Source organism: Tenacibaculum caenipelagi (assembly GCF_004363005.1).
GTDB classification, from domain to species: domain Bacteria; phylum Bacteroidota; class Bacteroidia; order Flavobacteriales; family Flavobacteriaceae; genus Polaribacter; species Polaribacter caenipelagi.
Map to the genome: position 1 here is coordinate 165878 of NZ_SNYH01000005.1, position 20292 is coordinate 186169.

A 20292-nucleotide genomic window follows, 5' to 3' on the forward strand; every position below is an offset into this window, starting at 1 on the left:
TTATTAAAACTGGTATCTAATACCAATTGCTATATCAAAGTCTAAATCATTGTTATCATAAATCTCATTACCAAAACCTATTTCAGGTCTAAAATCTAATGAAAGCAATAGTGGAATATCAAAATTATATTCAATCCCTATATCACCTGCTGCAAACACAAAAGTGTCTGTAAAATCATTCCCATTGTTATTATTAAAGCTATAGGATCCTAAACCACCACCAAGACCAACATACCAATTAAAACCTGCATCAATATTCCAAACCCATTGATATAAACCAGCTAGCTTAAATCCATCATAATTTTTACCATCTCTCCAACCTAAGTCAAACTCCAATCGATTGTTTTCACTTAAACCTCTTTGATAAGATACTTCTGCTCCAAAACCATCACTATCTCCTAATCTTAATCCTAAAGCATTTTTTGAAATATCTTGAGCATTCATGGTGAATCCAATTATCAACATTATACTAGCAATTATTGTATTTTTCATGTTCTTCTAATTTATATTATTGTTTTGTTTTCGCTTTTTTTTGATTTTGTCCCCATTCTATTTAGGGCGTACATAGGTGCAAACTTTTGTTTTAATCTAGCTAACTCTTCAAATTTTTGAGTTGCTTCTTCTATATCTCTTTTTTAAGATTCTTTAAGTTTTGTTGGCAGTATTTTGGGAGTCGTGTAAGGTTTTCAATATTTTCCAATTAGAATTGGCTCGTGCAAAATCTAAATTAGACATCAAATCTACATAGCTTGTATATTCATCTACGTTTTGTTTGGCTACTTCCCTTTTTTCATCTCTACAAGATGTGAATAGTAAACTTAATATGCATATGAGGACTTTAATTTTATTGTTCTCATGATTTTAATCTTTAATCTCTTTTATTATTAAATTCTTTTCCCTCCTATTAATCTAAACAGAACTGCTATGACTGCTATGACTAATAAAATGTGTATTATTTCGCCAGCATTATATACAAAAAAACCTAATAACCAACCTATTACAAGTATAACTGCAATGATGTATAATAAATTTCTCATTTCTTTATGTTTTTAATTGTTAAAATCTTAACCTACTTTTTATAGAGATATTAAAAAGCAGACTTAATAAGTCTGCTCTATACAGCCAAATAATATTATTCATCTGGAACCAAACCCATATAACTCACTTAAAAACAAATAGTTAATCATATAAAGATAGTTAATTAAACAGCTATTTACTTACATAATGTTGAATTAGATTTACATATATCACAGGTTCTCTAAATTTGCTTTTCTTTTTCGTTTATACTTTTACGAAAGGAAGGAGATTATCCCCTTACTTTTTTTGAATTGATTGGACGAACCTTACATATTTTTGAAGATTGTCTATATTCTTTTTTCTTTCTGATTTTTAATGCTAAAGTAGGGTACTTAATCAACGTAAAAAATCTTATACGAACCGTTACCAAACATTAAAAACCTTGGTAGTTTACAAAAATTCAGCGCTATACCAACACCGCCAAATCGTAAGATTACTCTTGCGGGGTAATCTTACGATTTGGCTTTTAGGAATAACTAAATTAAAACAAACTACTTTCTACTGCCCTACTTTTCTATACCTTTAATCCGAAACAGAAGTTGTATGTAATTTAAGGATTCATACACTTTTTTAGCACCCCTTCCGCTCTTTGTACATTAAACTTTGGGTAAAATTTTTCAGTTATTTTCTCTTCTTTTCCTAACTCAATTGCCTTCTTGATATTATTACAAAAAGGTTCTGTAGACTGACCAAAAAAACGAGCGGCTCCCATATCTGACTCTGCTTTACTTAACACAACTCTTGGATTGTTAGGAGCTAATTTTAATGCTTTCTCATACAATGTTGCATTTTTCATGGACATGGTCATTCCATATTTTTGACCATCAAAAACCATATAAGCGATGTTTAATAAAGCCTGCGTAATTAAAATTTCTGGATTCTCTGGAGATATTGACTTCGCCGTATCTAAAAACCCTTGTGCCTTGGTTAACTTCGTAGTCAACGTTGCCTCGTCTTTAATTTGAAAACTCTCTATAATTTCAATAGTAGCTGCATAATACGGAGGTAACCAGTTGTTCTTTTCAGCTTTTGATATTCTTTCAAACAACTGAGCTGCTTCGGTTGTTTTGTTGGTTTTCCATAGCTCAAATGCTTTGGTCATTCCTTTTTCGTATTGACTTTGTGCTGATACATTTATAGCGAATACTATTGCTAAAAGGGTAATAATTTTTTTCATTTTTGATTGATTTTAATTGATAGTTCAAATATCTTATGATTGTTATTGTTTATATAAAATACTATACCGAGTTGTTATTTTTTATGACTGAATTGTTATAAAGAGCAGATTTCTCACTATGTTCGAAATGACAAGCTATGTCTACATCCGTCATTTCGAAAGAATGAGGAACGAGTGATGAGAAATCTAACTAAATGTATCCTTATACTTTTTTAAAAACTCTTATAAATTGTTTAGTTGGTTATCTTTTTTATTATCGCTAATCGTCCAAAAGAACCCGACAAAAAAGAAACGATCTGCTGAAGGCGTAACTGCTTGTCGCTCGTAAACACCTGTTGAATTTGGAGTGTTTTTATAATCATATCCAAATACATTTTGGGTGCCTAACACATTGTTTACCGAGAAATACAAGATTTTTTGTTGACTGATTAAATACGCCCAGTTCACACTTACAGAATTGTAGTTTTTAGTTTTTTTATTTAAAAATCCGCTGGTATTAGGATTGGTATAACTTCTTCCCGAAGCAAAAGTATAGCTCATTCCTACTTGACTTTTCCAATCGGTTATCCAATGCTTTGCTACTACCGATACATTGTGTTTTGAAGCGAAGTTAGGTGTCGCCTTTGTTGTGTAATTTTTATAATCTCTTTTGGTATCTAAAAACGAATACGACACCCAATAATCTGTATTTTTTATGTTCTTGTTATCTCTCCAAAAAACATCAATCCCTTTAGAAAAACCTTCCCCTAAATTTGAATAATTCGAATTGGGTTCGGTAAAATCAGTATCGTACTTTACCAAATCTTGATATTTTTTATAGTAGCCTTCTATTCTTAAAATCTGCTTGTCTTTTACATATTGATAATTGGCAATAAAATGCGACGTATTCTCTGCTTTAAATTCCGTGTTGAATTTTAAATACTCATTCTTCGGATTTTGATAAAAGCGTCCATACGCTAATGAAAACTGAGCATTGTCTCCAGATTTATATGCTATCGATGCTCTAGGAGATACCGTAAACTCATTTAATAACTCAGAATACTCACCACGAACTCCTACTTTAGATCCTAGCTTTTTAGAGAAGAAAATATCCACTTCGGCAAAACCTCCTAAAATGTTATTGTTAAATTCGTAAGTGGCATTCCCGTTGGTTTCATTTTGATAATCTTCAGTGAAATTGGTTACAAAATATTCTGTCCCAAAATTGAGTTTAAATCGATTAGATAATCGCTTTTTCAAAACCACTTTAAAGTGCGCTGAATTTTCATCGTCATTAATCTTACTTTCAGAAATTCCTACCTTAGAATGGTCGTTAGCAAATGATACTCCACCAGAAACAGTCCAATTGTTTGCTAAATGTCGTTTATACGATCCGTTGAAATACAGGTTTCTATTCTGTAAAGCAAAGTGAAAACCATTTTCGTAATTGATATTATCTTGAATCATATCAAAGTCTGTATAGCTATAAGCTCCATATAATTTTAATAGTGATTCATCGTCAAACTTAAATCGATACACAGCTTCTCCACTTAACGATTGTACTGGCTTATTCCACTCATTTCTATCTGGAAACAATTTTTGATACGGTGCTAAATTGATATACGATGCATTCACACTTAATGAACTTTTGCCAAACACTTGTGTATTACCCACTCCCAAACCTACCGTCATCAGCGATATATCTGTTTTTTCTTTTACTGACTCATCATTCGTATTTAACAACAAAACACTTGACAATGCTTGTCCATACTCTGCCGAATACCCTCCTGTAGAGAATGTAATTCCTTTAAACAAAAATGGAGAAAAGCGACCACGTGTTGGAATATTTGGAGCGGTAGGCGTATACGGAGAAAACACACGCATTCCATCAACAAAAATTTGTGTTTCATCAGCTTCACCACCACGCACAAACAAACGTCCATCCTCACTCACCGATGATGTTCCTGGTAAGGTTTGTAAGGCTCCAACAAAATCTCCCAAAGCACTTGCTGTTGTTACTACATCTAAAGGTTTTAATGCAGTTACTTTTGCATTATCTCCCGCTTCAAAAGTCCCTGCATTAATCGTTACGGCATCTAAAGTGGTTACATCTTCACGAAGAACAATTTTCATGTTTATGAATGTGGAAACATCTCCAGTTTTAATACAAGTTTCAAAAGAAATAAAAGATACAACCAACGTTTGCTTTCCTGTTTCAGAAGTAGTAAACGAAAAATTCCCTTTTGCATTAGACGAAGTTCCGTCATAGGTTCCATCTAAATATACATTCGCTCCTTCTATTGGGTTTCCTTGCTTATCTGTTATTTTTCCTGAAATAGTGGTTTGAGCAATTAATATTACATGAACAAAAAGACATATAATAAGTAAAAAGTGTTTCATTGTTTTTTATTTTTTTGATGCTACAAAACTGCTCCCTTTTTCTTTTTTTGCACAAAAAGAAATACTCAACTGTATAATTTTGCTGACGAACTGTTTTGAATACCAAAACTAGCATTGAATAGCTCTTTCAAATTTTACCTTTCTTGCTTTTAATTATTCAAATCTTGCTAAATTTTAAAGTATAAAAGCAATGATGCATTTGATAAAATTGTACTTTTACCTAGCATAAATTAACAGTAATGGCACACGATTTAAGTGACTATAGAAAATCTTACGAAAAGAGAGAATTACTAGAAAGTAATTGCCCAGAAAATCCAATTGAGTTATTTAGAGATTGGTTTTTTGTTGCCGATGAATCAGAAATGGTAGATGAAGCCAATGCTATGACTATAGCCTCTATAGGATTAGATGGTTTTCCAAAAAGTAGAGTGGTTTTATTAAAAAGATATACTTGGGAAGGATTTATTTTTTACACCAATTACAATTCAGAAAAAGGAAAGGCTATTTTAAATAATAACCGCGTGTGTTTATCTTTCTTTTGGTCTGGTTTAGAACAACAAATAATTATTAAAGGTACTGCTGAAAAATTAGCAGAAAATCTTTCTGATGGTTATTTTGAATCGAGACCTGATGGCAGTAAATTAGGGGCTTGGGCTTCTGAACAAAGTGAAGTGATTACTTCACGAGAAGAGCTAGACCAAAGATTAGCTTCCTTTGAAAAACAATTTGAAAATAAAGAAATCCCAAGACCAAAACACTGGGGTGGTTTTATCGTAAAACCTGTTTCAATTGAGTTTTGGCAGGGGCGTCCAAATCGTATGCACGACCGCATTCGATACACTTTGCAAAAAGATTTTTCTTGGAAACTTGAACGTTTAGCTCCTTAGTTTTATATTTACATAGTATTTATATTTGAATGAAAACACTATATATCGTTCGTCACGCTAAATCATCTTGGGAATATGATAGCGTTAAAGATATTGATAGACCATTAAAAGAACGTGGTATTAACGATGCCCATCTTTTGTCTAAATACCTAGCTAAAGAAATAAAAAAACCTGATGTTTTTCTTTCTAGTAGTGCCAATAGGGCATTGCATACAGCAGTTATTTTTTGTGAGAATTTTGGATACCCATTGTCCAACCTCAAAATAAAACGTCAACTATATAATTTTAGCGATGGCTATTTGGTAAAAACAGTAAAAGCACTTGATGATAGTTTTGACAGTGCTATTGTATTTAGTCATGACCACGGTATTAATAGTTTTGTAAATAAATTTGGAAGCAAACCAATTGCCCATGTAACTACCTGTGGAGTTATAGGAATTCGGTTTGATATAAAACATTGGAAGGATATTAAAAAAGGAAATACAATATTGGTAGAATTTCCTAAAAACCATAGATAAATCTATATATTTTGAAGATAAAGAAGTACGGCGCTATTGATATTGGATCTAATGCAGTAAGGTTATTAGTAGCTAACGTTATTGAAGAAAGAGATAGAGAACCACAATTTAAAAAATCATCATTAGTTCGTGTACCTATTCGTTTAGGAGCTGATACTTTCGTTTCTGGACGCATTTCTGAAGCAAATACACAACGAATGATTGATGCTATGCAGGCTTTTAAGCTTATCATGAAAATTCATGGAGTAGAACGATATAAAGCTTGTGCTACCTCAGCAATGAGAGAAGCTGGAAATGGTGAAGAAGTAGCTAATTCTATTTTACAAGGCACTGATATTGAAATTGATATTATTGATGGTAAAAAAGAAGCTGCCATTATTTTTTCTACAGATTTAAACCAATTAATAGAATCTGACTCAACTTATCTGTATGTAGATGTAGGTGGTGGTAGTACTGAGTTTACTTTGTTTTCAAAAGGAAAAATAATCAACTCTAAATCCTTTAAAATAGGAACCGTACGTTTACTAAACAATAAAAAATCAGAAAATAAACTTCTTTTTAAAAAAGTACAAAACTGGATTGAAGAAAACACCAGCGAATATAAACGCATTTCTTTAATTGGATCGGGAGGTAACATTAACAAGATCTTTAAAATGTCTGGTAGAGATCTGGGTAAGCCAATCTCTTATATTTACCTAAATGCGCAATATCAGTTCTTAAAAAAAATGAGTTATCAAGAACGAATTTCAGAATTGGGGTTAAACCCTGATAGAGCCGATGTTATTGTTCCTGCTACAAAAATTTACTTATCTGCTATGAAGTGGAGCGGTGCTAGAAAAATTTATGTTCCAAAGATTGGACTTTCTGACGGAATTATTAAAAGCTTGTATTTTAATAAGCTTTAAACAATATTAAGATATAATCAAAAATAAAAACCGAGGAATTTCCTCGGTTTTTATTTTACATATGATTTTAAATTTTCAGCACTCATTAATGGCGTAAACTCAGTTAAACTATATTCTGCTACTCCTTCAACTATTAATGGGTCTTTTTTCAAAACTTCGATAATTTCTTCTTTCTTTTTCATGTCAGAAATTACAATACCTCCGCTTCTTGGTTCTAGTGGACCTCCTATTATAAATCTTCCCTCTTCATATTGTTTTGCTACATAGTTTCTATGTTGCTCGGTATATCTATTGACTTCTTCAATAGGTTTTATAAAATTGAAATTGATAATAAACATATGCTATTTTTTAATTAAACTTTTTTGACCACTCCCTCGACCAGTTTCTTAAAGGTTCAAACAATAGAAATAATTCCTCTCCTATTTCTGTTAATTGATACCCTCCTACTATTTTCTCTATAATAAAGGTTTTTTGAAGTTCTTTTAATCTTGTATTTAGCGTAGTTGGCGATATATCATCACAAAGCTTTTCTAAATCACTAAATGATTTTGGCGAATCATTCAAATGCCAAATGATACTCATTGTCCAACTACGTCCTAACAAATCAAAAAGTGCCATAATTGGTTTTCCTGATTTTGAACCTCTAACTGATTTTCCTGGGGTTGGTATATTCATAATAACACAAAACTACAATTTTTGTAGTTAACTACAAAAATTGTAGTAATTTATTTAAAATAAAAGCTGATTAAATATTTTTATCAGCTTTTATCATTATTTATTTCCTTCTAATTTGAAGATTTGTTGTTTTTAACTCCTTTTCTATCCAACTTTTAAGTTCTTTCTCGTTTTTTACAACAATAGAATCGGCTAATTTTTTATTCCATTTAATAGAAATCACAGTAGAAGTATCTGTTTTAATAAAATCACTAGACGATAATACTTTTGCTAAACTTATTTCTTTGATATCATTATACCTGATTTTTGCCTCTTTACTAATTTTGTTAAAAGGTATCGAGTTCTTATCTTTATCTAATGCATCTTTCTCTATTCGTTGATTTAAACTAGCTATCGTTTTCTTCAAATCATCAATTTCCATATGTAATCCTTTAATGATATTATCTTTTTCATCTAACTCCGATACAGCCCTATCATATGCATCTACTACCCTATCAACACTTCGTGCTTTATTTTCATTAATTACAAGATGATACGAATCTATTCTCGAAAAACTTTTCAATTCATTCTTTAAAAAGGACTCTGTTGCATCACTCACATCCCCATTAAAAAACAAGTTTATTGTTTTCTCTTTAACATTAATATTCTCGCGCTGTAACCATAAATTAGGGTTATCATACACCTTTGTCTTTAAGAACTTTTTATAGTTTGCATCGACAACACTTTCATTATACACACCTACAAAAGTAAATACAGCTGGTACCATTACTAAAAAAGCTATAGAAGATGCTATTTGAGCTATTCTTTTACGTTTGGCAGAATTTACATAGCGAATCATCGTAAACCCTAATAACTTCAACACTAAAAAAGTTGCTAAAGCAATAAAAATAGTGTTGATTGTAAATAAATACATTGCGCCTAAGAAATAATCAAAATTTCCTATAGCTAAACCATATCCCGCTGTACACAATGGAGGCATTAAAGCCGTTGCAATAGCTACCCCAAATATTACAGACGCAATAGTACCTTTTTTGGTTCGAGCGATAATCAATGCCAAACCACCAAAAAAAGCGATTAATACATCACGTATATCGGGTCTAACCCTACCTAACAGTTCTGAAGTTTCTTCACGAAGTGGAAATAAAAAGAAAAATAAAAAAGCCGTTAATAAACTAAGCACAATCATTGTTGCTAAGTTGGTTAACGATTTTCTTAAAGTATCAATATCATTAATAGCTATCGACATTCCTACCCCCAAAATAGGCCCCATTAAAGGAGATATTAACATGGCTCCAATTACTACTGCCGTTGAATTTGCGTTTAATCCAATAGATGCTACAAATATAGAACACACTAAAATCCATGCGGTGGCTCCTTTAATAGAAATATCACTTTTTATTGCTTCAATTGTAGCACTATGATCTGTATCATCTCTAAAATCTAGTAACTCTAGTATAAATTTTTTAATCTTTTCCCATAAGCCTTTCGCATCTTCTTGTATTGCTTGCTTTGATTGCTCTACAACTTCTTCATGCTTATTTTCTTCCATACACTTTGTTTTTGTTATCTCGGGAAAGATACAAATTTCTCTAAATAGGCAGAAAATAAAAAGCTTGAAGTCTACAACCTCAAGCTTTTTATAATTTCTAAACTCTTTTTATTAAATATTTAATTTCTTTTTTAATGACGATGATAAAGCATCCTTATGTAATAAAACTGAAATTGTTTTCAGCTTAAAATAAGGAACTGACATGTATACATATCCTTTATTTCCTTGGTTAGCTCCCCATGAATTCTTTACCTTAAAATAGGCATTTCCTTTTTGATCTTTAACCAAACCAACAATATGCATCAAATGATCATCGGTAGTATTAAAGTTCTCAAATTCTGCTTGACGTAAACTTGGTGTTATCTTTCTTTCTTGAACAATTTCGGTTAATGCCTTTTGGTTTTCTGAACTACTCGCAGGAATTACTGCTACTCCCGATTTTGACGAAAATGTTTTTTCTGACACATCACAATCTAATTCTACTGTATATCCATTTTTAATAGCATTCTCTGTTGTCGAAACTAATTCGTCTAACGAAACATTATAAAACGCTCCATTTGAAAAGTTATCAGGAATATTTAAAATAAATTTATCATATTTCTTAGCATGCTCAAACGAAGTTATCGTTACATAATTTGATGGGTTTATCTTTACATGTTCTCTAAACGTTTTTGGAGTATATGTTTTTCCTTCAAAAACAAATTCTTCTTTATTCTTTCCTAAATAAACATCTAAAACACCTTCTGTTGCTTGTTTCCATTTCGGACTCAATTCTCCTGCTGGATTCTTAATATAAGCGTCTAACATTGATTTTAACACCGAAACCATTTCAGCATGATTATGTTTATCCTGTCCTAAATCTAACCCCGTAAAAACCTGCTCTGGTACTAAACCGTACTTCGCTACAGAATTGATAACATCATGTGCTAAACCTCCCTCACTAAACTGTGCTTTTCCTTGGCGGTATAAATAATTATTTGCTTTATCTGAATACGTATTCCTTACAGTATACATTTCTGATAAATCAATATTCTTACCAGTTAATCTAATAATTTCAGATTCTAAAAAAGAAGTAGTAGAAAAACTCCAACAGGTTCCTGTTCTTCCTTGACTTTTTACTTCAGTATCTTCAATATCTTTTACTGTTTTAAACTGATATTCTTGCGCAATAATGGAGTTCATAGCAAAAAAGCTAAATGCTGCACCTATTAGGAATTTCTTCATTTTATTGAATCTTTTATAAATTAAACGAGCAATTTACTCTTTTTAATAAGACTACTAAAATTGAATGTCGTTAAATATTGACAAAAGCTTGTTCTACTTTTTAACAACAAAAAAACCTCAATCGTTATGATTGAGGTTTTTTGTGGGGAGAGCAGGATTCGAACCTGCGAAGTCGTAAGACAACGGAGTTACAGTCCGTCCCATTTGGCCGCTCTGGAATCTCCCCAAAGCTTTTAAAAAAAGCTTCTCTTTTATCGAGAAGCTTTACTAGTGACCGGGCTGGGGCTCGAACCCAGGACCCTCTCCTTAAAAGGGAGATGCTCTACCAACTGAGCTACCCGGTCATTTTATCGCTTTTGCTTTTCTGCGTTTGCGGGTGCAAATATAGAAGGTTTTATTGTTTCAGCAAACATTTTTTTGAATTTATTTTCAAAAAAAAACAACCTTTTTCATTACTCATTAAAACACAGAAAGTTACCTAAATATCATTTAAGTAAGCCTGCCTAACTTTTTTAAATAAGTTAGATGAATACACAAAATCTACTACTGCTTCGTTATCAGTTTTGAAGATTTCTTTGTGTGACCCCTCCCAAGCTTTTACTCCGTTTTTAAGAAAAACTATCTTATCTCCTATTTCCATCACCGAATTCATATCGTGTGTATTGATTACCGTGGTTATTTTATATTCATCGGTAATCTCTTTAATTAAGTTGTCGATAACAATAGCAGTTTGCGGATCTAATCCTGAATTTGGCTCATCACAAAACAAAAATTTTGGATTCATTACAATAGCACGTGCTATAGCAACACGCTTTTGCATTCCTCCTGATAATTCTGCTGGAAATTTTTTATTAGAATTTTCTAAGTTTACTCTATTTAAAACAAAGTTCACTCTATCTAACATTTCGTCTTCTGGCTTTTTGGTGAACATTTTTAGCGGAAACATCACATTTTCTTCAACTGTTTGTGAATCAAACAAAGCACTTCCTTGAAAAACCATTCCTAATTCTTGACGGAATTGACGTCTATCTTCTATCGTCATATCTACATTTGCTAATCCATCATATACAATCGTTCCTTCTTCAGGAGTATGCAAACCTATCAATGATTTTAAAAATACTGTTTTACCTGAACCACTTTGACCAATAATCAAACTTGTTTCCCCTGGTTTAAACGAAGTGGTTATTCCTTTTAAAATCTCAACACCGTTAAATCCTTTACGTAAATTATTTACTTCTATCATTAGGTTAATAACATTTGAGTTAAGAAATAATTGGCTATTACAATAAGCACAGTAGTCCACACTACCGATTGGGTACTTGCTTTACCTACTTCTAGCGACCCTCCTTTTACATAATATCCGTGGTACGAAGGTACAGTAGCAATTAAGAAAGCAAAAACCACTGTTTTTATTAAGGCATAGGTAATCAAAAACGGATCAAAATCCATTTGAACACCAGTAACAAAATCCATCCCTGAAAATAATCCTGAGATAACACCAGCTATCCATCCTCCAAAAATTCCTAAAAACATTCCTAGTATTATTAAGAACGGATAAAAAAACACGGTTGCAATTATTTTAGGTAATACTAAATAGTTTAAAGAATTGATTCCCATTACCTCTAACGCATCAATTTGCTCTGTAACCCTCATAGTACCTATACTTGAGGTTATATATGAACCAACCTTTCCTGCTAAAATAATAGAACAAAAAGTAGGTGCAAACTCTAAAATTACTGAACGCTTAGCCGCAAAACCAATTAAAGATTTGGGTATAAACGGACTTTCTAAATTTAAGGCTGTTTGTAATGCGATTACTCCTCCAATAAAAAATGAAATAAAAGCTATAATTCCAATTGATTTATGCCCCAACTCATCAATTTCTCTAAATAAGGCTTCACGAAATACTCTGGCTCTTTGAGGTTTAGTAAAAACCTGTTTAAGCATTGTAACGTATTTACCTATATGCTCAATGTAGTTCATTAAATGAATTCTATTTTCTTTTTTGCTAAAGTATTAAAAAACCATTAACTCATCATCCTATTTATAAGTTTTAGCTTCCTTTTTATGTACCTTTGACATTAAATTTTTTAAAATTTAACATGAAAAAAATAGCATTTTTAGCAGCTATAATATACTTAACTAGCTGTGTTACTAATACAAAAACTAAGGCTCAAAAACCGAAACTAATGGTTGGAGTTGTTGTTGACCAAATGCGCTACGACTACCTCATTCGCTTTGCTAATAAGTATGGAAACGATGGCTTTAAACGTTTATTAAATAATGGATTTTCTTTAGAAAATGCTCACTATAACTATATTCCTACTTACACTGCTGTTGGACATACTTCAATATACACTGGTACAACTCCAACCAACCACGGAATAATTAGTAATCATTGGTATGATAAATATGAAAAGAAGACTATTTATTGTGTAGATGACAACAACTATAAAACTGTAGGAAATGATGGTGAGGGAGGTAAAAAGTCTCCTTATAGAATGATGACAACTACGATGACCGATCAATTAAGATTAGCGCAAAATATGAATGGAAAAACTATTGGTATTGCACTTAAAGATCGTTCTGCAATTTTACCTACTGGTCATACTGCAAATGCTGCATATTGGTTCGATGGAGGTGAAAAAGGGCAATGGGTTTCTTCATCTTTTTACTTGAATGAATTACCTGCTTGGGTACAAGATTTTAATAAATCTGGTAAAGTGGATGAATATTTAAATAAACCTTGGGAAACATTGTACGACATTAATACTTATACAGAAAGTATTGAGGATGATAACAATTTTGAAGTTACATTTGAAGGAGAAGAAAGACCTGTTTTCCCTCACGATATTCCTTCTTTAAGAAGCAAGAATAACAACTATAGTATTATTAAAGCTACACCTGCAGGAAACTCACTTACAACCGATTTTGCTAAAGCAGCTATTGTTAATGAAAAACTAGGAAAATCTGAGTATACTGATTTTATCGCTATCAGTTATTCTTCTACTGATTATGTGGGACATCAATTTGGAGTTGCATCTAAAGAAATTGAAGACACTTATTTACGTTTAGATCAAGATTTAGCTGATTTATTTAAATTTTTAGACACACAACTAGGAAAAGACAACTACACATTGTTCTTAACTGCTGATCATGCTGCGGTTCAGGTTCCTTCCTATTTACAGTCGATAAAAATTCCTGCAAACTACATTAAACCTGTTGCTTTTAAAAACTTTTTAAATGAGGTTACTTTAAAATATTTCAAGTCTGATGAAATCATTGAAAATGTTTCTAATTTTCAAGTTTTCTTAGCTAAAGATAAAATTCAAGATTTAAAACTTGACTATGAAACCGTAGCACAAACCATTGCTGATGAAGCCATCAATTATAAAGGAATTTATAAGGCTGTTACTGCTAAAACTTTACAAACTACCACATTTACCAATGGAGTATTAAACTCTTTACAAAACGGTTATAATCAAAAGTTTTCTGGAGATGTTATGTTAATCCCTACTCCATCAACAATTAGTAGCAGTTCTAAAAAAGGAACCACACATGGTTCAGGATATACATATGACACCCATATTCCTATGATTTTTTACGGAAACGGAATCAAACAAGGTTCTTCAAAAAAGAAATATGAAATTGTAGATATTGCTCCTACAATCTCTAATTTATTACAAATTCAGTTTCCAAATGGATGTTCTGGTAAAATTATAGATGAAGTATTTAAGTAGAGAATTTAGAAAAGAAATACTAGATTATAGAAAAACTCCAATTTGATAAAATCAAGTTGGAGTTTTTTAATTAATTCATTTTCAAATTACCGAATTACCACATTGCTTATTTAGGATTATTCAGTATCACTAATGCTCCAATAACTCCTGGCACCCATCCGCAAAGGGTCAATAAAAATACAATCACCACCGACCCACATCCTTTTCCTAGTACTGCCAAAGGAGGAAAGAAAATTGCTAATAAAACTCTTAGTAAACTCATAGTCTTTTTTTGGTTAATACACTTAAAAGACGATTTTCACTGAAAAATGTTACAGTTGCTCCATTATTACTAAAGTTTTTTATTTCTATTTTTTTCCTACATCAACTTTCCAAAGAAAATTGCATTCATCAATAACTTGTTAGTTCCATACCAAAAAGCTCTAAAATTAGTATTATCAGTGAAAATGATTACTCTCCCGCTTCCTAATTTTTCTGCTTTAAATGGAACCGTATTTTTTAATGCTTTTAAATTTTCTTTTGAGATATAACCACTCAATAGCGGGTTACTTGTATATTGAATAGGATTATTATAACTCTTAGCATCTGGCTGTATAAACTGTTTGGTGTTTCTAAACAAAGCTATTCTGTCGTTTTTATAACCAAAGTTAATTGGATGTGAACGGTCTAACTTTGCTTCAAAAATGGCTCCTCCAATTACTTGCGCTCCCGATTGTAATGAACGATTTTCAAACGATACATTGCTAATCGTATCTATTTTTACCTTATTAAATTTTACATCAATAAATCCTTTGTTTGATAACCAATCCACTGCATTTCGGTATCCGATTAACATTCCTCCATTACGTACCCATACTTTTAACTTTTCTTCCAAATTCTTATCAATAGGTTGACTATTGGGAACAATAATCGCTGTGTATTTTGCTAAATTTATTCTTGAAGCATAATCTGTATCTAGCTTTGTTACTTTCATATTATAACGTTGATCAAACAAATGCCAAATCTCTCCAGCATCACTACTTGTAATCTTGTTTCCTACCAACATCGCTACTTTTTGTTTCTTGATAGCTTCAAAATTTCTACTTCCTAAATCAATTCCTTCATTTAAACCTGTAGCTACTCCTTTAATCTCTATATGATTTTCATTTGCAACTTTACCCAAGAAGTCAAATAGTTCACTTCCGTTTAATTCTTGATTTTGAGCTGGAATGAAAATGGTTCCGTAATCGTAAGAATCGTTACCATTTACAAAGTTCTTCATCGCAACTTTTGCGCGCAATCCTTTTTCTAAAATAGCATTCAATGCTCTTGGTGTATTATACTCATTCCAAGAAAATAAATATCCTACACTACTTTTCTGCTGAATTGTTCCTAGCTTTGATCCTAATTCAGTTACCTCTACTCCAGCTTTTGACAACGATACGTTATCAACAAAATCAACTCCAAACGCATAATTAAAAGTCCAAGCAGACACATCATAAAACAAGCTATCTTTAAACGTAGTTCGTACGTCAAACATTGCTTTTATCAATCGATGATTTTTCTGATTCATTGGCACTACATAACTATATCCTTTTTTGAAATTTTTCCCTTTAGAAGTAAAATTTTCTTTTAGCTCGTGAAGTTTAATTTGATGACGTTGCAAAACCTCTGCCAAACGATTTGTTTTTGTTGCATCCTTTTCATCCCCAAAAACGATGGCTTTATTAGTTGTTGTATTTCTTGAATTTTTATAAAAATCTTGTTGATATTGCAAAATTTTAGTTCTCATTTTTTTAGCAGCATCCAAAGTTGATAAAGCTGCAGTAAACTGATTACGAATTGTAAACGGAAAAGTTAACACCCCATTCTCACTTTCTTGTGCATGTCCGCGAGAACTTCCTTGCTCAAACAAAATCCCAATACCTCCATTAATATCTGGAAAAGTTGAACCTTTTCCGTAATAAAAATCATCAAAACTTTCTTCTGAATAATAAGTCGAACCAATTTTATCTAGCGCTTTTGCATGGTAGGCAGCAATTTCTTTCGTCAATTCCTGATTCATTTTTGGTGTAAATGGATTGGTTCTACTAGGAATTCCCGGTTGAAAAAAGAACGTTGAATTGGTTCCCATTTCATGATGATCGGTTAAAATATTTGGTAACCAATGGTGAAATGTTTTAATTCTCGCTTTGCTTTCAGGTAATTGAACTGGTAACCAATCACGATTCATATCAAACCAATAGTGATTTGTTCTTCCCCCAGGCCAGACCTCATGATACTCTCTATCATTTGGATCAGGGTTGATGTTATTTGCTTTATTCGTGTTTACCCAATAGGCAAATCGCTGTAAACCATCTGGATTCAACGACGGGTCAAATAAAATCACTGTCTTCTCTAATAATTTTTCTATTTTCTCTCCTTCTCCTGCCGCTAAGTAATATGCTACAGCTAAAGCTGCGTTAGATCCACTAGCCTCATTACCGTGAATTGAAAACCCTTGATATACCACAATCGGACTATTAGTTATATTAACCGAAGCATCTTCCGTTGCTTTGATGTGATTTTTTCTTATTAGTTCTAAATTCTGGTGATTTTTAGGTGATGTAATTGTCAATAATAATAAAGGTCTTCCTTCATATGTTCTCCCTCTATTTTCAAGTGTTACTCTATCTGAAAATTTTGCTAAAGCCTTCATGTACTCCACTAATTTATCATGTGTTACATGCCACTCTCCTACTTCATGCCCTAAAACTGATTTAGGTGTAGGAATATTTTCGTTATAAGAAATATCTTTAGGTAAATAATAACTCAAATCGATTGTTTGAGCAGATAATGTTGTACAGATAAATAATAATAGTGTAGATAATCTCTTCATTAGTGAGTTCATTAATTTAATTAGGTTTATAAAAATAGATATTTCTCAGGTATTTGGAATTCTCTCTTTCGTATAAGAACAAAATCCCACATTGGCGTGGGACTTTATTCAATGATTTTTTATGTATGTAGCTACCTTCTTCTCTTATCCTTTATAGAACATCCAATAGCTCTGGTATCAGTTTTTGTAGGTTTTTCTCCTTTTAATAAAGCATCTACTGCATTTTCAACAAAACGCTCCTTTACATTGTTCTCATCACGAGAACTATCATCTATAGCTCCTATGTATTCTACAATTAACTTGTCATTTTTTTTGTTTAAAATGAATACATGAGGTGTTTTAGTTGCTCCGTATTTCGGGTACACTTCTTGTCCTTCATCAAACAAATACGGAAATGTAAATCCTTTTTCTTTGGCACGTACTTTCATTGCTTCAAAACTATCCCCTTTTGATACCTCTGAATCATTTGAATTAATAGCAATTACCGGAAAACCTTTCTTTTTATATTTTTTATCCAAAGCAATTAATCGATTTTCATTTGCTTTTGAATATGGACACATATTGCACGTAAATACCACTATAAAACCTTTTGCATCTTTATAGTCTGCCAAAGAAACCATAGTATCATCAATATTCTTTAGTTTAAAATCTGAAGCTTCGTCTCCCACTTTATACCCTTTGGAACTGTTTACTGTAAATGCTGATATGCTAGCAACTACAAGTAACATCAATATAATTTTAAATGTTTTCATGCTATCTAGTTTAAAAAGGTTTGTAATTCGTTTTGCAATTCTTCATAGCTAAATGATTGTTCATAAAACTTTCTTTTTTGCGCATTGTAAATTAGTGTAGCAGGTATAGAGCCTGACCAATTTTCTGCAATATCTCTAATCCAAAACTGTTCATTTGAATCTTCAAAATGAAGCACTTTTGATTGTATCTTCTTTTCTTTTATAAACGGTTTTAAGTCACTTTCAATTTGTCTCAAAAAATCTAAGCTCACCAAAACAACTTCTACATTTTTATCTTTAAACTTTTCATTTAATTTCTCGAAAGCAGGTAGCTCCTTTACACAAGGCATACACCATGTTGCCCAGAAGTTGAATACATATGTTTTATCGTCTTTTTTATGTAGCAACGGTTTTAATTGTTCGTAATTTAGTGTAGTGATAGTTACTTCTTTACTTTCTGTGCTTTCTTTTGGCATTTTCTTACAAGAAAACAATACTAAAACAATTAAAAGAAAGAATTGTGCTTTATACATTATATGATATCATTTCTCTCAAAATTAACCATTTAAAATATTCAAAAAATAGAATTAACTAAAGATTAACAAGAAAAAAAGCTCGGAAAAAATTCCCGAGCTTTTTAGTTTTTTTGTTCTGCTGATTAAGTTTAATCAAAAATTTCATTCAATAATTTAGCTAAACGTAATCCTCCTTTTTGTAATTGTTCTCTCACTACAGGAAAGTATACATACGAATAACGGTAACGTAAGTTCTCTCCTGCCTCAGCAGACTTATATACTTCTTTTGTCAATTGATGTGTGTCTTGTAACCAATCTATTACACTTCCTTTTTGAATAACTTTTATTTGTTCTTTTGATAAATTTTTAGCGTTCTCTGCTAATTCTATATAGCTCATATCATATTTATCAATCAAGTTCTCATCCCAAACTCTGTGTAAATTAGATCCTTTACCATGCCATTGAACCTGTATTGTATTTCCTCCTTTATCTTCTTTTTGACCTATATGCATTGGTTGATGTAAGTCTCCTATTAAGTGTATTAACATCTTCAAATAAAAACGTTTATCTTCTACCGAGCTACTAGCATCCTTTAATACTTTCACGCATTCTCCTATACCTGTTACTAAATCACCATCCGGATTTTTCTCAGTATCTTCATAACGGGTATCTAATGGCATATTCACATAATGCCAAGTATAAAACTTTCCGTATTTTTTTCTATCAGATTTGATTTCATCAGCATAGGTTGATACAAACGCTAAACTCTCCCCTTGTAATAATTTTTCTATTTTCTTTTTAGCTCTTTTAGTTAAATGCTTCTCTGCAATTTTTCCTGTAGCTCTATGACCTGTAGATCCCCAAATATCTTCATTATTAGCAGCAAAAGAAACACTGATAAATAAAATAGATACTAATAGTAAAAGCTTTGTTCTCATCTATAATTTATAATTAAAATTGAGTGCTAAATTATAAAATATTTGCTCAAAAACTTGGGTTCAATAAAATTACCCCATGTCTTTTTAAGATCACTTTAATTTAAAAAAAATAGTTTTAAAATAACACATGGTAAAAAAGAACGCATTTGCATTGCGTATCAATGAAGATATATTAAAAGCCTTTGAAAAATGGGCTTCTAATGAATTTCGATCTACCAATGGTCAGATCGAATGGATGCTTATGCAAACTCTTAAAGAAGCCAAACGAGAACCAAAAAAGAAAGAAGACTAAGGATAACAAATTAGAAATAAGCTCAAATAACTTTAACAATATAACTTTTAGTAAGAGTTCTTTAGTTTATATTTTTGTCAATATAACACACAAATCTCCCACATAGCTATTACATGGGGGATTTTTAATATCACAAAGAACCACTAAAATTATTATGAGAAAACTATCTTTATTAATTATTACTTTAATTTCATTAAACAGTTTCGCACAACAAGTAGCCGAATCAAATCCTGCAAAAGAATTAGGTGTTTGGTATATGTACAACGGATCACATCAAATTTCTAATAAGTTTAGCTTAAAAACCATGGCACATTTTCGCTTTTTTGAAATTGGAGACGATATGCAGCAATTTATTGGACGTTTGGGAGGTAATTATAAATTCAACAAAAATATAAGTGCAACTCTAGGATATGCTTTCTTAAATACTGATCGAACTTTTGAAATTAATAATGGAGACTTTAACGAACATCGTATTTATGAAGATTTAAATGTAAACCATAAAATAGCGAGTTTAAGTTTAGCACATCGTTTTAGAGCTGAACAACGTTTTTTCGAATCTACTACAGGTAATTTTTTTCGTTATCAATTAGCATTAAGCCATCCCATTAATAAGAAATGGTCTACTTACTTATACAACGAAACCTTTTTTGACTTTGACGGTGAAGCTTACAATCAAAACTGGTTTGGCGGAGGCTTTAAATACAAAATATCAGACATTATAAAACTTCAAGTAGGATATCAACTAATTAATGTAAATGAGGTTAATAATTTTAATAGAATTCAACTAGGTGTTGCTATCAGTACTGACCATAAAAAATAGAACTAACT

General features: G+C 31.6%; 21 protein-coding genes and 2 tRNA genes. 6 read left to right on the top strand and 17 right to left on the bottom strand.

Going from position 1 to position 20292, the window contains the following annotated elements; all coding sequences use genetic code 11:
- Positions 1 to 3 precede the first annotated feature (3 nt).
- The 4 genes from DFQ07_RS11795 to DFQ07_RS11810 form a co-directional block, all read right to left on the bottom strand.
- Positions 4 to 492: a hypothetical protein gene (locus DFQ07_RS11795; protein ID WP_133537113.1), complete on the bottom strand. Its 489-nt coding sequence runs from the start codon at positions 490 to 492 to the stop codon at positions 4 to 6.
- 392 nt (positions 493 to 884) lie between these two features.
- Positions 885 to 1037, bottom strand: coding sequence for a lmo0937 family membrane protein (locus DFQ07_RS11800; protein WP_133537115.1), 153 nt, complete (start codon positions 1035 to 1037; stop codon positions 885 to 887).
- 590 nt (positions 1038 to 1627) lie between these two features.
- Positions 1628 to 2254: a tetratricopeptide repeat protein gene (locus DFQ07_RS11805; protein ID WP_133537117.1), complete on the bottom strand. Its 627-nt coding sequence runs from the start codon at positions 2252 to 2254 to the stop codon at positions 1628 to 1630.
- Positions 2255 to 2476: 222 nt separating this feature from the next.
- Positions 2477 to 4633: a TonB-dependent receptor gene (locus DFQ07_RS11810; RefSeq protein ID WP_133537119.1), complete on the bottom strand. Its 2157-nt coding sequence runs from the start codon at positions 4631 to 4633 to the stop codon at positions 2477 to 2479.
- Positions 4634 to 4872: 239 nt separating this feature from the next.
- Here DFQ07_RS11810 and pdxH point away from each other — a divergent pair, with 239 nt between their 5' ends.
- The 3 genes from pdxH to DFQ07_RS11825 are packed head-to-tail and all read left to right on the top strand — an operon-like array spanning position 4873 to position 6943.
- A complete protein-coding gene (gene pdxH / locus DFQ07_RS11815) occupies positions 4873 to 5520 on the top strand; it encodes a pyridoxamine 5'-phosphate oxidase (protein WP_133537121.1) in 648 nt (215 codons plus the stop codon).
- A gap of 29 nt (positions 5521 to 5549) precedes the next feature.
- Positions 5550 to 6038, top strand: a complete 489-nt coding sequence (locus DFQ07_RS11820; RefSeq protein ID WP_133537123.1) for a SixA phosphatase family protein — start codon at positions 5550 to 5552, stop codon at positions 6036 to 6038.
- An 8-nt stretch (positions 6039 to 6046) separates the two neighbouring features.
- Positions 6047 to 6943, top strand: a complete 897-nt coding sequence (locus DFQ07_RS11825) for a Ppx/GppA phosphatase family protein (RefSeq protein ID WP_133537125.1) — start codon at positions 6047 to 6049, stop codon at positions 6941 to 6943.
- A 50-nt stretch (positions 6944 to 6993) separates the two neighbouring features.
- On the opposite strand, the gene DFQ07_RS11830 is transcribed toward DFQ07_RS11825, so the two are convergent.
- The 8 genes from DFQ07_RS11830 to DFQ07_RS11865 all read right to left on the bottom strand — a co-directional run bounded on the left by DFQ07_RS11830 (position 6994) and on the right by DFQ07_RS11865 (position 12374).
- Entirely contained in the window at positions 6994 to 7281 is a 288-nt protein-coding gene (locus DFQ07_RS11830; protein WP_133537127.1) for a YciI family protein, read from the bottom strand.
- Between the two features lie 10 nt (positions 7282 to 7291).
- Positions 7292 to 7618 carry a winged helix-turn-helix transcriptional regulator gene (locus DFQ07_RS11835; protein WP_133537129.1) on the bottom strand — a complete coding sequence of 109 codons (327 nt, stop codon included), beginning with the start codon at positions 7616 to 7618 and terminating at the stop codon, positions 7292 to 7294.
- Positions 7619 to 7718: 100 nt separating this feature from the next.
- Positions 7719 to 9167 carry a DUF389 domain-containing protein gene (locus DFQ07_RS11840; protein ID WP_133537131.1) on the bottom strand — a complete coding sequence of 483 codons (1449 nt, stop codon included), beginning with the start codon at positions 9165 to 9167 and terminating at the stop codon, positions 7719 to 7721.
- Positions 9168 to 9278: 111 nt separating this feature from the next.
- Positions 9279 to 10391, bottom strand: coding sequence for a C1 family peptidase (locus DFQ07_RS11845; RefSeq protein ID WP_133537133.1), 1113 nt, complete (start codon positions 10389 to 10391; stop codon positions 9279 to 9281).
- Positions 10392 to 10534: 143 nt separating this feature from the next.
- Positions 10535 to 10617, bottom strand: a tRNA-Tyr gene (locus tag DFQ07_RS11850).
- A 45-nt stretch (positions 10618 to 10662) separates the two neighbouring features.
- Positions 10663 to 10735: transfer RNA gene (locus DFQ07_RS11855), tRNA-Lys, on the bottom strand.
- A 134-nt stretch (positions 10736 to 10869) separates the two neighbouring features.
- On the bottom strand, positions 10870 to 11634 hold the full coding sequence (locus tag DFQ07_RS11860; protein ID WP_133537135.1) for an ABC transporter ATP-binding protein: 765 nt from the start codon (positions 11632 to 11634) through the stop codon (positions 10870 to 10872).
- A complete protein-coding gene (locus tag DFQ07_RS11865) occupies positions 11634 to 12374 on the bottom strand; it encodes an MlaE family ABC transporter permease (RefSeq protein ID WP_133537137.1) in 741 nt (246 codons plus the stop codon). The genes DFQ07_RS11860 and DFQ07_RS11865 overlap by 1 nt, the downstream gene beginning before the upstream one ends.
- Before the next feature lie 119 nt (positions 12375 to 12493).
- On the opposite strand from DFQ07_RS11865, the gene pafA reads away from it, so the two are divergent.
- Positions 12494 to 14131 carry an alkaline phosphatase PafA gene (gene pafA, locus DFQ07_RS11870; RefSeq protein ID WP_133537139.1) on the top strand — a complete coding sequence of 546 codons (1638 nt, stop codon included), beginning with the start codon at positions 12494 to 12496 and terminating at the stop codon, positions 14129 to 14131.
- A gap of 106 nt (positions 14132 to 14237) precedes the next feature.
- Here pafA and DFQ07_RS11875 read toward each other — a convergent pair whose 3' ends face one another.
- From DFQ07_RS11875 to DFQ07_RS11895, 5 genes are all read right to left on the bottom strand, one after another.
- On the bottom strand, positions 14238 to 14393 hold the full coding sequence (locus DFQ07_RS11875) for a YqaE/Pmp3 family membrane protein (protein WP_133537141.1): 156 nt from the start codon (positions 14391 to 14393) through the stop codon (positions 14238 to 14240).
- 96 nt (positions 14394 to 14489) lie between these two features.
- The gene (locus DFQ07_RS11880; protein ID WP_133537143.1) at positions 14490 to 16988 is read right to left on the bottom strand and encodes a M14 family metallopeptidase; all 2499 of its coding nucleotides are present in this window, start codon (positions 16986 to 16988) and stop codon (positions 14490 to 14492) included.
- A gap of 131 nt (positions 16989 to 17119) precedes the next feature.
- A complete protein-coding gene (locus DFQ07_RS11885) occupies positions 17120 to 17740 on the bottom strand; it encodes a thioredoxin family protein (protein WP_133537145.1) in 621 nt (206 codons plus the stop codon).
- A gap of 5 nt (positions 17741 to 17745) precedes the next feature.
- A complete protein-coding gene (locus tag DFQ07_RS11890; protein WP_243743978.1) occupies positions 17746 to 18195 on the bottom strand; it encodes a TlpA disulfide reductase family protein in 450 nt (149 codons plus the stop codon).
- Between the two features lie 188 nt (positions 18196 to 18383).
- Entirely contained in the window at positions 18384 to 19172 is a 789-nt protein-coding gene (locus DFQ07_RS11895) for a S1/P1 nuclease (RefSeq protein ID WP_133537149.1), read from the bottom strand.
- A gap of 127 nt (positions 19173 to 19299) precedes the next feature.
- Here DFQ07_RS11895 and DFQ07_RS11900 point away from each other — a divergent pair, with 127 nt between their 5' ends.
- Together DFQ07_RS11900 and DFQ07_RS11905 are read left to right on the top strand one after the other, a co-directional pair.
- Complete coding sequence (locus tag DFQ07_RS11900; protein ID WP_133537151.1) at positions 19300 to 19464, top strand: Arc family DNA binding domain-containing protein; 165 nt, start codon at positions 19300 to 19302, stop codon at positions 19462 to 19464.
- Positions 19465 to 19618: 154 nt separating this feature from the next.
- A complete protein-coding gene (locus DFQ07_RS11905; RefSeq protein WP_133537153.1) occupies positions 19619 to 20284 on the top strand; it encodes a DUF2490 domain-containing protein in 666 nt (221 codons plus the stop codon).
- Positions 20285 to 20292 lie beyond the last annotated feature (8 nt).

Coding starts and splice junctions, on each gene's coding strand:
- DFQ07_RS11860 (WP_133537135.1), bottom strand. CDS start 11,634: ATGATAGAAGTAAATAATTTACGTAAAGGATTTAACGGTGTTGAGATT.
- DFQ07_RS11795 (WP_133537113.1), bottom strand. CDS start 492: ATGAAAAATACAATAATTGCTAGTATAATGTTGATAATTGGATTCACC.
- DFQ07_RS11885 (WP_133537145.1), bottom strand. CDS start 17,740: ATGAAAACATTTAAAATTATATTGATGTTACTTGTAGTTGCTAGCATA.
- DFQ07_RS11845 (WP_133537133.1), bottom strand. CDS start 10,391: ATGAAGAAATTCCTAATAGGTGCAGCATTTAGCTTTTTTGCTATGAAC.
- DFQ07_RS11840 (WP_133537131.1), bottom strand. CDS start 9,167: ATGGAAGAAAATAAGCATGAAGAAGTTGTAGAGCAATCAAAGCAAGCA.
- DFQ07_RS11880 (WP_133537143.1), bottom strand. CDS start 16,988: ATGAAGAGATTATCTACACTATTATTATTTATCTGTACAACATTATCT.
- DFQ07_RS11890 (WP_243743978.1), bottom strand. CDS start 18,195: ATGCCAAAAGAAAGCACAGAAAGTAAAGAAGTAACTATCACTACACTA.
- DFQ07_RS11810 (WP_133537119.1), bottom strand. CDS start 4,633: ATGAAACACTTTTTACTTATTATATGTCTTTTTGTTCATGTAATATTA.
- DFQ07_RS11900 (WP_133537151.1), top strand. CDS start 19,300: ATGGTAAAAAAGAACGCATTTGCATTGCGTATCAATGAAGATATATTA.
- DFQ07_RS11895 (WP_133537149.1), bottom strand. CDS start 19,172: ATGAGAACAAAGCTTTTACTATTAGTATCTATTTTATTTATCAGTGTT.
- DFQ07_RS11820 (WP_133537123.1), top strand. CDS start 5,550: ATGAAAACACTATATATCGTTCGTCACGCTAAATCATCTTGGGAATAT.
- DFQ07_RS11830 (WP_133537127.1), bottom strand. CDS start 7,281: ATGTTTATTATCAATTTCAATTTTATAAAACCTATTGAAGAAGTCAAT.
- DFQ07_RS11835 (WP_133537129.1), bottom strand. CDS start 7,618: ATGAATATACCAACCCCAGGAAAATCAGTTAGAGGTTCAAAATCAGGA.
- pafA (WP_133537139.1), top strand. CDS start 12,494: ATGAAAAAAATAGCATTTTTAGCAGCTATAATATACTTAACTAGCTGT.
- DFQ07_RS11805 (WP_133537117.1), bottom strand. CDS start 2,254: ATGAAAAAAATTATTACCCTTTTAGCAATAGTATTCGCTATAAATGTA.
- DFQ07_RS11905 (WP_133537153.1), top strand. CDS start 19,619: ATGAGAAAACTATCTTTATTAATTATTACTTTAATTTCATTAAACAGT.
- DFQ07_RS11800 (WP_133537115.1), bottom strand. CDS start 1,037: ATGAGAAATTTATTATACATCATTGCAGTTATACTTGTAATAGGTTGG.
- DFQ07_RS11865 (WP_133537137.1), bottom strand. CDS start 12,374: ATGAACTACATTGAGCATATAGGTAAATACGTTACAATGCTTAAACAG.
- pdxH (WP_133537121.1), top strand. CDS start 4,873: ATGGCACACGATTTAAGTGACTATAGAAAATCTTACGAAAAGAGAGAA.
- DFQ07_RS11875 (WP_133537141.1), bottom strand. CDS start 14,393: ATGAGTTTACTAAGAGTTTTATTAGCAATTTTCTTTCCTCCTTTGGCA.